Below are 12,690 nucleotides of genomic sequence, written 5' to 3' on the forward strand. Positions count from 1 at the left end.
TTAACTCGATGAAGTTATTACGAGTATAAAAAAAGCCCCTACATTTGTGTTTAGCAATAGGGGCCAATTGAGTACAAATTTTATGAAGAAAATGTATCTGTTGTGACAATTTAGCTTTCAGCATCCTCATCAGTCGCTTCAGGGATTGAATCAACATCAAATTCGGGCTGTTGATCAAGCGTAAAATGCAGGCGTCCACCCATAACACTTGCAAGCTCTTCCAAACCTAATTTATTAAGTGAAGAGAAAAGCTGGATAGAAAAATCAAGCTTCATTTTTTTCAACTGCTGCTTCACTTCAAGTAGCACTTTATTGGCAGGGCCGCGATTAAGCTTATCTGCTTTTGTTAAAAGAATATGTACGAACAGATGTCGTGAATAAGCCCATTCCAACATCATCATGTCAAAATGCTGTAGAGGATGGCGAATATCCATAAGTAATACTAAGCCTTGTAAGCTTTTACGGTGAATTAGATAGTTTTCTAATTCCTTTTGCCATACCTTTTTCATATCTTCAGGTACGGCTGCATAACCGTAACCTGGAAGGTCGACCAAGCGTTGGTCAGGATTGCCTAGACTAAAAAAGTTAATCATCTGGGTCCGGCCAGGCTTTTTAGAGGCACGGGCGAGCTGTTTCTGATTGGTTAATGCATTAATAGCACTAGACTTACCAGCATTTGAGCGCCCTGCAAAAGCAATTTCGTAGCCACTATCTTCAACACAAAGTGCCAATTTAGGTGCACTCATTAGGAATTCAGCTTGACGTAACCAGTTTAAGGATTGCACAGCATATGCTGTGATCGTTGGATCTGGTGCTTTTTCATAGCTGATCTTCTGTTTGGGTGCGAGTCTGGCTTTGGTGTCTTTCGATTTTTCACTACGACGCATAAAAAATAACTTTTTAAATGAGAGGGCTCGTGCCTAGTATAAAGGAGCTTGGTTATTCTTGCTAATCTTCAATAGATCTAACCTATAAAGGGTATTTATTAAATTTGCAAAAAAGCGATAGGAGAGTCAGAAGGAGTTGACTTTGACTGTTGCAAAACCTCTCCGAGAGTATATTGGTCTAGGCTTTGATAAAAGCTTTCTAGAGCTTGATCTAAAATCCCTTTTAAACCACAGTGACTACGTAATACACAAGGCGGTGTGTTGCATTCAACGATTTGATTGTCACCCTGTAATATTCGAACAATTGAACCTAAATTTGAATTAAGAGCATCTGGATTTAAGCGAATTCCACCACCTTTACCGCGAATAGTAATAATCCATTCTTGTTTGCCCATAAAATGAACAACTTTAACCAGATGGTTTTGTGAAACATGCAAATCTTTCGCGATTTCTGCAATCGTGTAGGGTGCATCACTTGGGCGTGCAACATACATTAATAATCGTAATGCATAATCGGTAAATTTATTAAGCTGCATGATCACCAAAAATGGGAAGAATAAAAAGGATGATCATCTTAGCCTGAAAGTCTAAATAAGAAAACTTTCAGGCAAGAGGTTTTTGCATTACGGCGTTAAAGGAGCTGAAACCTGTACTTGATCACCAACTCTATAATGCTCAAGTAAAATATTAGCAACTGAAAACTCTGTATGGTTCTCTTCAGGTTGTACTTCAAAGTGATATGAGTTGTTTTCTTGAGCTTCTGTAAATTTAAAGGCTTTGGGTTGTTCGAGCTGCTGATTAGGAACTTGTACTTTAACTGAAATAAAAGCATTTGCTGGGCTAGTCAGTACGTCTTCATGGTCGGTTGCTTTTAAGGTAAAGCGTTTACCAGATTCAAGAGGGTCAATTTGCGTAATTTCAAATGGACGCCAGCCAGCCCATCCACCTTTTAAGCTTTCAAGTTGTTCATATTTTTGTTTTTCAACACCAATCAAGATATCTGCCAATTGTAAATAAGCTTGCTTCCACGCTTCGATAAGCTCGGACTCAAATGGAACATTTAAAACTTCACTAATTGAATGAAGTAAGTTATCACCAACGATTGCATATTGATCTGGTTGAATATCTAAGCTCACATGTTTAGTGGTAATACGTTCAACAGCTTTAGCTAGAACAGAAGGGTTCTCAATATTTTCTGCATAGGCAAGAACGGCAGCTGCAAGAGCACGTGGCTGACGTAGGCTGGTTTGGTCATCTAAGTTAAAGACATTTTTTAATTCTGGATTGTTGTTAAGCATACGCTTATAAAAGTATGTAGTCAGCGTAACGCCGTGTTCACGCAAAACGGGTACAGTAGATTTAACAAGTTCAATTTGTTGTGGAGTCATGGCTAGACCTTATTTATCTGGCTATATAAGATGTATTTAAAATACATCTTTAAAAAATTAATGGCAATAGATTTTGAATAAAAAACCATAAGAGAATTAGGGGATATAAAATCCCCTAATTAAAAAGTGATATATATCTAAGAAAGTTATTTGCCAAATAGTGAACCAAGTAGACCTCTCACTAATTTTTGACCTGTACTTCCTCCTAAACTTCGTGCAGCACTTTTTGCAAAAGTACCAACTATATCTTGCGTAAGTTTGGCTCGTTCACGTGCTGCTCGTTCTTCTTCTTTTAGTTGTTCGCGTGCTAATCGTTCTTGTTCCTTTGCTTGCTGTTTGGCAATTTCAGTATCTTGCTGCTGTTGCTCACGTTCAGCAACTTTATTTTGTAGCATTTCATAGGCACTATCACGATCTATAGTTTGTTCGTAAATGTTGGCAATAATACTTTGTGAGATTAGCGCTTGACGCTCTTCTGGGGTAATGGGTGTAAAGGCGGAGTAAGGAGGCATTACCCAGCCACGTTCTACAATTTGTGGCGTGCCTTGCTCATCAAGGCAACTAATGAGTGCTTCACCTACACCCAGTTCGGTAATGGCTTCATTAACTTTAAAAGTTGGGTTTGCTCGGAAGGTATCTGCTGCAGTTTTTACTGCTTTTTGATCTTTAGGAGTAAATGCACGTAAAGCATGTTGAACACGATTGCCAAGTTGACCGAGAACGCTTTCTGGTACATCGAGTGGGTTTTGAGTAATAAAATAGATGCCTACACCTTTTGACCGAATTAAGCGTACAACTTGTTCAATTTTTTCTTGTAGGGCTTGACTAGCATTGTCGAATAATAAATGAGCTTCATCAAAGAAGAATACCAATTTAGGTTTATCCATATCACCGACTTCTGGAAGCTGTTCAAATAGTTCTGAAAGCATCCACAAAAGGAAAGTGGCATAGAGCTTAGGTGTATTCATGAGCTTATCAGCCGCAAGAATATTAATGTAGCCATGTCCATTTATGTCGGTTTGAATGAAATCTAGAATATTTAACGCGGGTTCACCAAAAAACTGTTCTCCACCCTGATCTGCGAGCGCAAGTAAATTGCGCTGAATAGCGCCGAGGCTTGCTGGTGATAAGTTTCCATATTCGGCTTTAAATTCTGCTGCATGTTCACTGACAAATGTGATCATGGCTTTTAAGTCTTTAAAGTCGACTAGCAGCAGGCCTTGATCATCAGCAATACGGAACACAGCTGCTAAAACGCCTTCTTGTGTATCATTTAAGTTGAGCATGCGAGCTAATAAAATTGGCCCAATCTCAGAAATGGTAGTACGAATAGGGTGGCCTTGTTGGCCAAATAAGTCCCAAAAAACGACAGGATTTGCTGCAAAAGGGACACTATCAATCTGCAAAAGTTTTAGTCGTTCATTAAATTTATCTGAAGCTTCTCCAGCTTTTGCGAGGCTCGAAACATCACCTTTAGCATCGGCAAGAAATACGGGTACGCCAATTCGAGAAAAACTTTCTGCTAGAACTTTTAATGTAACTGTTTTACCTGTACCTGTAGCACCTGCGATAAGTCCATGACGGTTGGCAAACTGGGAAAGCAAAACAATTTCTTTGGATGTGTCATTAATATTTTTAGCAATAACAATCGGTGTACCCATATATTTTTATCCTTTGGTTTGAGTCACTATAATGTTGCCGTTTTACAGATGTTTTAGTGCATTTTCGATATCTTGTATTAAATCTTGAGGATCTTCTAGTCCTATGCAGAAGCGGACTAATAATCCTTGTTGTAAATGTGTATTCTCAAGTTTCCTCATCATTTTTAAATCATAAAGCATGATCAGGCTAACAGGTCCTCCCCAACTAAAACCAAGTTTAAATAACGCTAACACATCGCAGAAACGGCGTACTGCTGTAATGTCATATTCAGGTTTGAAAATAACACTTACTAAGCCCGCACTTTGACCACTTGTACATATTTCTTGCCAATATTGGTGGCCAGGTGAAGCTTCATCGCTTGGATGGAGAACCTGTGCAAATTGAGGTTGAGCCTTTAACCATGTAAGTATGATTCTGGCATTTTTTGACTGTTGTTCATATCTCAATGACATATGAGCAAGGCTACGCTGGACTTGAGCTGCATCGTCTCCCGAAACTGCAATACCTAAAATGGCATGCGTACGAAACAGGCGGTGATGAAGTTTCTCATCACGAGTTACAATGCTACCCATTAAGATGTCACCACCGCCACTCGGATATTTGGTGAGTGCATGCACGGTTAAATCGACTGATAGATGTTCATCGGAAAAATTAAAAGCATTAAACGCAAGCCCGGCTCCCCAAGTGTTATCTAGGGCTGTTAATACACCGTGTTTTTTAGCTTTTTTGACTAGATTCTTAAGATCAGGAAATTCTAGAGTAACCGAGCCTGTTGCTTCTAACCATAATAGCTTAGCTTTATCCGAAGGCTGAAAACTTGAAGCATCAATTGGGTTATATATTTTGACTACAATCCCATACTGATTTTCTAAGTAATTTAAGTGTTCTAAATTTGGTCCATAAATATTATCTGGTACCCATACTTCATCATTAGTGCCTAAAAATGCTGAATTAACAACATTAATTGCTGATAAGCCACTCGGTGCAAGTAAACAATGCAATCCACCTTCAATTTGTGCAATATTGTCGCCTAATGTGAAGGTGGTAGGGGTGCCATGTGTGCCGTAACTATAGTCGTAATCATCCGTCCAATGGCGATCAAAAAGGTGCGAAGTTGATTTAAAAATAATAGTTGATGCACGAAATAAGGGGGGTTGCACTGTCTCGATAAATTGCGGAGCCTTTCTTTGTGCATGAATGAGGCGAGTCTGGAAGTCGTTATGCTTTTTCATAGTGCGTTGCATTTTAGATAATAAAGTTAGATTAAGAGAAATTTAAATTCTTCGCTAGATTTACGAAGTTTTATAAGACGTTTCGTTACAGTTGACCCATAAAATAAAAACTTGGCTTTATTTTTGCAAAGACCTCTACAACATTCTAACAACAATAGGTTTAAGCGCATGAAGTCGCATTTACGTGTTCACTATTTTCAACATATTGCTGGTGAGGGTTTTGGAAGTTGCTATTCATTTTTAAAAGCTCATCACGCGACTATTAGTTCTACTGAATTTTTTGCACTTCCAGTTGATCGGTCTCTTGAAATAGAAGCTTTACCTCAAATTGAAGAGGTTGATTTGTTATTGGTCATGGGTGGAACCATGAGTGTAAATGATGAGGCAAATTTCCCATGGCTTAAGATAGAGAAAAGATGGTTGCGCCGTTATTTGGCAGCAGGAAAGCCAGCTATTGGTCTTTGTCTAGGGGGACAGTTAATTGCTAATGCATTGGGGGCAGCCGTGAGTCGTAATCGCTATCAGGAACTTGGATGGTCAACAGTTCATAGAGTTGCAAATTTACCTCAAGAAAGCTTTCCATTACCTGAGAATATAAAAGTTATGCAGTGGCATAGTGAGACATTTGAAATACCTAAAGGTGCTATACGTTTAGCTGAAAGTCTGGCTTGTCGCAATCAGATGTATCAGATTGGGAGAAATGTGCTGGGTTTTCAGTTTCATCCAGAGATTACACCAGCTGCTTTAGCGCTTTTACTTGAAGACGAAGAAGAGTTATCTATTTTTGATGGTGAATATGTTCAATCTACGAATGAACTACAGTATTCAGACGCACAAAAATTTGAGCAAGGTAATCAACTCCTAAATAAAGCGATTGAATTTGTAATAAGTGCTTAATTGAACTCTCAATACCCGATCAAAGCAGGTTTTGTGGAGAAAATAGAAAAAGAGAATTGCATAAGACTTAAACAATCGTTATAATGAGCGACCCTCAAGAGGAGGGGCATTTGCTGCGAAGAAAGTGGTAAATGTGCATTACAGTCGTGGCATCGATCATGACCTTAGTGATTTTCACTGCCTTTGACACTTACCGATAGGTGAGATGCGTCAAGGGTGATTCTTTATATGTTTGGCTTGGAGTTTACTGGTATGTCTAACCAGAGAATTCGTATCCGTTTGAAGTCTTTTGATCATCGTCTGATTGATCAATCTGCTCAAGAGATCGTAGAAACCGCTAAGCGTACGGGCGCACAAGTTTGTGGTCCAATCCCGATGCCTACTCGCATCGAACGCTTCAACGTTCTTACTTCACCGCACGTTAACAAAGATGCGCGTGACCAGTACGAAATCCGCACCTACAAACGTTTGATCGACATCGTTCAACCTACAGATAAAACTGTTGATGCATTGATGAAATTAGATCTTGCGGCTGGTGTTGATGTTCAGATCGCTTTGGGTTAAGGCTTTCGGTTGATTAACTTTTAAGTTAATTAGGCCGCTTTTTTAGAGGTTTATGCACATGGCTATTGGTTTAGTCGGTCGCAAATGTGGTATGACTCGCATCTTTACAGATGCAGGTGTTTCTGTACCTGTTACAGTCATCGAAGTCGATCCAAACCGCATTACGCAAATCAAAACACTTGAAACTGATGGTTATCAAGCTGTTCAAGTAACTACTGGTGAACGTCGCGAATCTCGCGTAACTAACGCTCAGAAAGGTCACTTTGCGAAAGCTGGTGTTGCTGCTGGTCGTTTAGTTAAAGAGTTTCGTGTTACTGAAGCTGAGCTTGAAGGTCGTGAAGTTGGCGGTACTATTGGTGTTGATTTGTTCACAGTTGGTCAAGTTGTTGACGTAACTGGTCAATCAAAAGGTAAAGGTTTCCAAGGTGGTGTTAAGCGTTGGAACTTCCGTACCCAAGACGCTACTCACGGTAACTCAGTTTCTCACCGTGTATTAGGTTCTACAGGTCAAAACCAAACTCCTGGTCGCGTGTTCAAAGGCAAAAAAATGGCCGGTCACTTAGGTGATGAACGCGTAACAGTACAAGGTCTTGAAATCGTATCTATTGACGCTGAACGTTCTGTTTTAGTTGTTAAAGGTGCAATTCCTGGTTCAACTGGCGGTGACGTGATTGTACGTCCTACCATCAAGGCCTGAGGGGAAATACCGTGAATTTGAAAACTGTTTCCGGCTCTGCTGTTGAATTGTCTGAAGTTGCTTTCGGACGTGAATTTAACGAAGCTCTTGTACACCAAGTTGTTACTGCTTACTTAGCAGGTGGTCGTCAAGGTACTCGTGCTCAGAAGTCACGTGCAGACGTTTCTGGCGGTGGTAAAAAACCATTCCGTCAAAAAGGTACTGGTCGTGCTCGTGCGGGTTCTACTCGTAGCCCTATCTGGGTTGGTGGTGGTAAAACTTTTGCTGCTCGCCCACAAGATTGGTCTCAAAAAGTAAACCGCAAAATGTACCGCGGTGCAATGCAATGTATCTTAGCTGAACTTGTTCGCCAAGATCGTCTTGTATTAGTTGAAGAGTTTGCTATTGCAGCTCCAAAAACTAAAGAATTGCTTGCTAAGCTTGGCGATTTAAATGCCGCTCGTGCATTGATCGTTACTGAAGCTGTAGATGAGAACTTATATCTTGCAGCACGCAACCTTCCGCATGTAGATGTGGTGGATGCAACTGCAATCGATCCTGTAAGCTTGATCGCGTTTGATAAAGTTGTTATGTCTGTAGCTGCTGCTAAGAAAATTGAGGTAGAACTCGGATGAACAACGAACGTATCTATCAAGTCCTTAAAGGACCAGTCTTCTCAGAAAAGGCACAAGTTTTAGGTGATACTGTTGGCGTTCAAGTATTTAAAGTAGATATTAATGCTACTAAACTTGAAGTTAAAAAAGCAGTTGAAAAACTTTTTGGTGTAGAAGTTGTTAAAGTTAACACTACTATTACTAAAGGTAAAACTAAGCGCTTTGGTAAAACATTAGGACGTCGTTCTGATGTTAAAAAAGCATACGTCACCCTGAAAGCCGGCCAAGATGTTGAAATGGCTGACTTGGGCGATACCGCTGAAAGCGCAGCGGAATAAGGACGAAAATTATGCCGATTCAAAAATGTAAGCCAACGTCTCCAGGACGTCGCTTTGTAGAGAAAGTGGTTCATGATCACCTTCACAAAGGCGCGCCTTACTCACCGTTGGTTGAAGCAAAAAAACGTACTGGTGGTCGTAATAATAACGGTCACATTACAACTCGTCACGTTGGTGGTGGTCATAAGCAACACTATCGTATCGTTGACTTCAAACGTAATAAAGACAGCATCCCAGCTGTTGTAGAGCGCATTGAATACGATCCTAACCGTACAGCACATATTGCTTTGTTGAAATATGCTGATGGTGAGCGTCGCTATATCATTGCACCTAAAGGCTTACGTGCTGGCGATAAAGTACAATCTGGTAACGATGCTCCAATTCGTCCAGGTAACTGCTTGCCACTTCGTAACATGCCGATCGGTTCTACACTTCATAACGTTGAACTTAAAATTGGTAAGGGTGCGCAATTAGCGCGTTCTGCTGGTGCTTCTGTTCAGTTGTTGGGTCGTGATGGTTCTTACGCGATTGTTCGTCTTCGTTCAGGCGAAATGCGTAAAATTCATGTTGAATGCCGCGCTGTAATTGGTGAAGTTTCTAACCAAGAAAACAACCTTCGTTCATTGGGTAAAGCTGGTGCTTCGCGCTGGCGTGGTGTTCGTCCTACCGTACGTGGTATGGCGATGAACCCAGTTGATCACCCGCACGGTGGTGGTGAAGGGCGTAATAAAGGTATTCAACCTGTAAGCCCATGGGGTCAAAAAGCTAAAGGGTACAAGACACGTACCAATAAGCGTACGACTAAGATGATTATTCGCGACCGTCGCGTCAAGTAAAGGAATCTGACTAATGCCTCGTTCTCTGAAAAAAGGCCCATTCGTCGATGCGCACTTGTTCGCTAAGGTTGAAGCGGCTGTTGCTAGTAACTCTCGCAAGCCGATTAAAACTTGGTCTCGTCGTTCGATGATCCTTCCAGATTTTGTTGGTTTAACAATTTCTGTTCATAATGGTCGTAATCACGTTCCAGTAATTGTTACTGAGCATATGGTTGGTCATAAACTCGGTGAATTCGCGCCAACTCGTACCTATCGTGGTCACGGTGTTGACAAGAAGTCTAAACGTTAATAGGTGTCATGATGGAAGTAACTGCTAAATTACGCGGTGCCGCTATCTCGGCACAAAAGGCACGTTTGGTTGCAGATCTTATTCGCGGCAAATCTGTTGCGCATGCTTTAAACATTTTAAACTTCAGCAATAAAAAAGCTGCTGTTTTAGTGAAAAAAGCATTGGAATCTGCGATTGCAAACGCTGAACACAATAACAGTTTAGATGTTGACGATCTTAAAGTTTCTACGATTTACGTTGATGAAGGCGTTAGCCTTAAGCGTATTATGCCACGTGCTAAAGGCCGTGCAGATCGTATTACGAAGCGTACTTGTCACATCACCGTTAAGGTAGGGGTTTGATATGGGTCAGAAGGTTCATCCAATCGGTATCCGCCTAGGTGTTGTGAAACGTCATAACGCTAACTGGTATGCGAGTCCGAAACAATACGCTGAATATTTGCTTAAAGATCTTCAAGTTCGTGAGTTTTTAACTAAAAAACTTAAGAATGCGATGATCAGCAACATTCTTATCGAACGTCCATCAGGCGCTGCTAAAGTAACTATTAGCACAGCTCGTCCTGGTATCGTAATCGGTAAAAAAGGCGAAGATATTGAGAAATTACAGCGCGAACTTACCAGCATTATGGGTGTTCCTGCGCAAGTAAGTATCAACGAAATTGATCGCCCAGACTTAGATGCGCGTTTAGTTGCTGAAGCAATCGCTTCTCAATTAGAAAAGCGTGTAATGTTCCGTCGTGCTATGAAGCGTGCGGTTCAAAACACTATGCGTGCTGGTGCTAAAGGTATCAAAGTTGAAGTGTCTGGCCGTTTAGGTGGTGCAGAGATTGCTCGTACTGAATGGTATCGTGAAGGTCGTGTACCTTTGCATACATTACGTGCAGACATTGACTATGCTACTGTGCGTGCAGAAACAACTTACGGTACGATTGGTGTTAAAGTTTGGATTTTCCGTGGTGAGATTTTAGGTGGCATGAAACAAGTCATGAACCCTGCTCCTGCTGAAGATCGTCCAGCTAAACGTGGTCGTGGTCGTGGTGAAGGTCAAGAGCGTCGTGGTCGTCGCGGTGACCGTGCTGCTGACAAGGGAGAATAATCCATGTTGCAACCTAAACGTACCAAATTCCGTAAGGTGCACAAAGGCCGTAATACTGGTCTAGCGCATCGTGGTAGTACAGTATCATTTGGTTCGATTGCAATTAAAGCAACTGAACGTGGTCGTATGACTGCGCGTCAGATTGAAGCTGCACGTCGTACTATTAGCCGCCGTATTAAGCGTGGTGGTAAAATCTTTATTCGCGTATTCCCGGATAAGCCAATTACTCAAAAGCCTCTTGAAGTGCGTATGGGTAAAGGTAAGGGTAGCGTGGAATACTGGGTTTGCCAGATCCAACCAGGCAAGATCCTGTACGAAATTGAAGGTGTGAACGAAGAATTAGCGCGTGAAGCATTTGCTTTAGCTGCTGCTAAACTTCCGTTTAAAACCACTATCGTGACTCGGACGGTAATGTAATGAAAACTAAAGATTTACGTGAAAAGTCGGTAGAAGAGTTGAAAGCTTTGCTTGATGAGCAACAGCTTAACCAATTCCGTCTTCGTATGGCGAAAGCAACTGGTCAGTTGGGTAAATCGCACGAAGTGCAAGTTGCTCGTAAGACAATTGCTCGTATTAAGACACTCCTTACCGAAAAACAGGGGAACGGACAATGAGTGAAAAAACAGTCCGCACGTTAACCGGCAAAGTCGTAAGTGACAAAATGGATAAATCTATTGTTGTACTTATTGAACGCCGCGTTCAACACCCGTTGTATGGCAAGTCAATTCGCCGTTCAACTAAGTTACACGCTCATGATGAGAATAACGTCGCTAAAATTGGTGATGTTGTAACCATTAAAGAAAGCCGCCCAATTTCTAAAACTAAAGCTTGGACTTTAGTGGAAGTAGTTGAAGCAGCTGCTGAGTAATTCGACGTTCTTGTTGCATCATCGGTCAATTTCGAGTACTCTTTGAGCCTTTCGAAATTGTGACCGGTGATGCTCGGTTTTGGAGTAGGGCAATGATTCAAACCGAAACTATGCTCGACGTAGCAGACAACAGTGGTGCTCGCCGCGTACAATGTATTAAAGTACTTGGTGGTTCACATCGTCGTTATGCTTCTGTTGGCGACATTATTAAAGTTACTGTAAAAGAAGCAATCCCACGCGCACGTGTTAAAAAAGGTGACGTGATGAATGCGGTTGTAGTTCGTACTAAATTCGGCATTCGTCGTCCAGATGGTTCTGTGATCCGTTTTGATGATAATGCTGCAGTTATCCTGAACAACAACAAAGCTCCGATTGCTACTCGTATCTTCGGACCAGTGACTCGTGAACTTCGTACTGAACAGTTCATGAAAATCATTTCATTGGCTCCTGAAGTTCTATAAGAGGCAATCATGGCTAAGATTAAAAAAGGCGATCAAGTTATCGTGATCGCAGGTAAAGAAAAAGGCAAACAGGGTACTGTATTGTCTGTTTCTGAAGACCGCGTTAAGGTTGAAGGCCTTAACTTAGTGAAGAAGCATCAAAAGCCGAATCGTGTAACTGGCGCTGAAGGCGGTATTGTTACTCAAGAAGCTTCGCTTCATATTTCAAACGTGGCAATTTTAAATGCTACAACCCAGAAGGCTGACCGTGTTGGTTACCAAGTGATTGATGGCGTGAAAACTCGCGTTTATAAATCAAATGGTGAATCAGTGGCGGTAGCGAAGTAATAGGTTGAATAGGCGATGGCCAGACTTAAAGCACGTTACAATGATGAACTTAAAGCAAAGTTAAAAGAAGAACTTAGCGTTAAGAACGTGATGGAAATTCCACGCATCACAAAAATCACCCTAAACATGGGTGTGGGCGCAGCTGCAACTGATAAGAAATTATTAGATGGTGCTGTAGTCGACATGCAGTTAATTGCCGGTCAAAAACCAGTAATTACACTTGCTCGTAAATCTATCGCAGGTTTTAAAATCCGTGATGGATGGCCGATTGGTTGTAAAGTTACTTTACGTGGCGACCAAATGTACGAATTCTTGGATCGTTTGATCTCAATCGCAATCCCTCGTATCCGTGACTTCCGTGGTTTCTCTTCGAAATCATTTGATGGTCGTGGTAACTACTCAATGGGTTTGAAAGAGCAAATCGTTTTCCCTGAAATCGATTTCGATAAGATTGATCGTATTCGTGGTATGGATATTACTATTACTACGACTGCTCGCACCGATGACGAAGGCCGTGCGCTTATGCGTGCATTCGGCTTCCCGTTCAAATAAGAGG

General features: G+C 41.4%; 19 protein-coding genes and 2 pseudogenes. 15 read left to right on the forward strand and 6 right to left on the reverse strand.

Annotated elements, in window-relative coordinates:
- Positions 1-110 precede the first annotated feature (110 nt).
- From yihA to I5515_RS15410, 6 genes and pseudogenes are all read right to left on the reverse strand, one after another.
- On the reverse strand, positions 111-887 hold the full coding sequence (yihA, locus tag I5515_RS15385; RefSeq protein ID WP_199968356.1) for a ribosome biogenesis GTP-binding protein YihA/YsxC: 777 nt from the start codon (positions 885-887) through the stop codon (positions 111-113).
- A gap of 98 nt (positions 888-985) precedes the next feature.
- The gene (locus tag I5515_RS15390) at positions 986-1,423 is read right to left on the reverse strand and encodes an RrF2 family transcriptional regulator (RefSeq protein ID WP_199968358.1); all 438 of its coding nucleotides are present in this window, start codon (positions 1,421-1,423) and stop codon (positions 986-988) included.
- Between the two features lie 87 nt (positions 1,424-1,510).
- Positions 1,511-2,275, reverse strand: coding sequence for a globin domain-containing protein (locus I5515_RS15395; RefSeq protein ID WP_199968359.1), 765 nt, complete (start codon positions 2,273-2,275; stop codon positions 1,511-1,513).
- A 2-nt stretch (positions 2,276-2,277) separates the two neighbouring features.
- Positions 2,278-2,394 (reverse strand): annotated as a pseudogene (locus I5515_RS15400) (hypothetical protein); the annotation flags it as partial.
- Positions 2,395-2,421: 27 nt separating this feature from the next.
- The gene (locus I5515_RS15405) at positions 2,422-3,936 is read right to left on the reverse strand and encodes a helicase HerA-like domain-containing protein (RefSeq protein WP_199968360.1); all 1,515 of its coding nucleotides are present in this window, start codon (positions 3,934-3,936) and stop codon (positions 2,422-2,424) included.
- 42 nt (positions 3,937-3,978) lie between these two features.
- Positions 3,979-5,169: a PLP-dependent transferase gene (locus I5515_RS15410; RefSeq protein ID WP_199968361.1), complete on the reverse strand. Its 1,191-nt coding sequence runs from the start codon at positions 5,167-5,169 to the stop codon at positions 3,979-3,981.
- 168 nt (positions 5,170-5,337) lie between these two features.
- Here I5515_RS15410 and I5515_RS15415 point away from each other — a divergent pair, with 168 nt between their 5' ends.
- The 15 genes and pseudogenes from I5515_RS15415 (at position 5,338) to rplE (ending at position 12,686) form a co-directional block, all read left to right on the forward strand.
- Positions 5,338-6,066, forward strand: a complete 729-nt coding sequence (locus I5515_RS15415; RefSeq protein WP_199968362.1) for a type 1 glutamine amidotransferase — start codon at positions 5,338-5,340, stop codon at positions 6,064-6,066.
- Positions 6,067-6,318: 252 nt separating this feature from the next.
- Complete coding sequence (gene rpsJ / locus I5515_RS15420; protein WP_000070912.1) at positions 6,319-6,630, forward strand: 30S ribosomal protein S10; 312 nt, start codon at positions 6,319-6,321, stop codon at positions 6,628-6,630.
- 58 nt (positions 6,631-6,688) lie between these two features.
- A complete protein-coding gene (gene rplC, locus I5515_RS15425) occupies positions 6,689-7,327 on the forward strand; it encodes a 50S ribosomal protein L3 (protein WP_004639526.1) in 639 nt (212 codons plus the stop codon).
- 11 nt (positions 7,328-7,338) lie between these two features.
- A complete protein-coding gene (rplD, locus tag I5515_RS15430; RefSeq protein WP_003653663.1) occupies positions 7,339-7,941 on the forward strand; it encodes a 50S ribosomal protein L4 in 603 nt (200 codons plus the stop codon).
- The gene (gene rplW, locus I5515_RS15435; RefSeq protein ID WP_003653662.1) at positions 7,938-8,258 is read left to right on the forward strand and encodes a 50S ribosomal protein L23; all 321 of its coding nucleotides are present in this window, start codon (positions 7,938-7,940) and stop codon (positions 8,256-8,258) included. The genes rplD and rplW overlap by 4 nt, the downstream gene beginning before the upstream one ends.
- A gap of 11 nt (positions 8,259-8,269) precedes the next feature.
- Positions 8,270-9,094, forward strand: coding sequence for a 50S ribosomal protein L2 (gene rplB / locus I5515_RS15440; RefSeq protein ID WP_005301260.1), 825 nt, complete (start codon positions 8,270-8,272; stop codon positions 9,092-9,094).
- 13 nt (positions 9,095-9,107) lie between these two features.
- The gene (rpsS, locus tag I5515_RS15445) at positions 9,108-9,383 is read left to right on the forward strand and encodes a 30S ribosomal protein S19 (RefSeq protein ID WP_001138119.1); all 276 of its coding nucleotides are present in this window, start codon (positions 9,108-9,110) and stop codon (positions 9,381-9,383) included.
- An 11-nt stretch (positions 9,384-9,394) separates the two neighbouring features.
- Positions 9,395-9,724 carry a 50S ribosomal protein L22 gene (rplV, locus tag I5515_RS15450; protein WP_004639524.1) on the forward strand — a complete coding sequence of 110 codons (330 nt, stop codon included), beginning with the start codon at positions 9,395-9,397 and terminating at the stop codon, positions 9,722-9,724.
- Position 9,725: 1 nt separating this feature from the next.
- Positions 9,726-10,542, forward strand: a pseudogene (gene rpsC / locus I5515_RS15455) (30S ribosomal protein S3).
- Entirely contained in the window at positions 10,482-10,895 is a 414-nt protein-coding gene (gene rplP / locus I5515_RS15460) for a 50S ribosomal protein L16 (protein ID WP_002049688.1), read from the forward strand. The pseudogene rpsC and the gene rplP overlap by 61 nt, the downstream one beginning before the upstream one ends.
- On the forward strand, positions 10,895-11,092 hold the full coding sequence (gene rpmC, locus I5515_RS15465; RefSeq protein ID WP_000849928.1) for a 50S ribosomal protein L29: 198 nt from the start codon (positions 10,895-10,897) through the stop codon (positions 11,090-11,092). Before rplP ends, rpmC begins: the two co-directional genes overlap by 1 nt.
- Positions 11,089-11,346 (forward strand): 30S ribosomal protein S17, encoded by a 258-nt coding sequence (gene rpsQ / locus I5515_RS15470; RefSeq protein WP_001291845.1) that lies wholly within the window; start codon positions 11,089-11,091, stop codon positions 11,344-11,346. Before rpmC ends, rpsQ begins: the two co-directional genes overlap by 4 nt.
- 92 nt (positions 11,347-11,438) lie before the next feature.
- Positions 11,439-11,807: a 50S ribosomal protein L14 gene (gene rplN / locus I5515_RS15475; RefSeq protein WP_001982634.1), complete on the forward strand. Its 369-nt coding sequence runs from the start codon at positions 11,439-11,441 to the stop codon at positions 11,805-11,807.
- A 9-nt stretch (positions 11,808-11,816) separates the two neighbouring features.
- The gene (rplX, locus tag I5515_RS15480; protein WP_002116820.1) at positions 11,817-12,134 is read left to right on the forward strand and encodes a 50S ribosomal protein L24; all 318 of its coding nucleotides are present in this window, start codon (positions 11,817-11,819) and stop codon (positions 12,132-12,134) included.
- A gap of 15 nt (positions 12,135-12,149) precedes the next feature.
- Positions 12,150-12,686: a 50S ribosomal protein L5 gene (rplE, locus tag I5515_RS15485; protein ID WP_003653658.1), complete on the forward strand. Its 537-nt coding sequence runs from the start codon at positions 12,150-12,152 to the stop codon at positions 12,684-12,686.
- The last annotated feature ends 4 nt before the right edge of the window (positions 12,687-12,690 follow it).

Origin of the sequence: Acinetobacter calcoaceticus, assembly GCF_016508255.1 — a bacterium.
GTDB classification, from domain to species: Bacteria; Pseudomonadota; Gammaproteobacteria; order Pseudomonadales; family Moraxellaceae; genus Acinetobacter; species Acinetobacter calcoaceticus_E.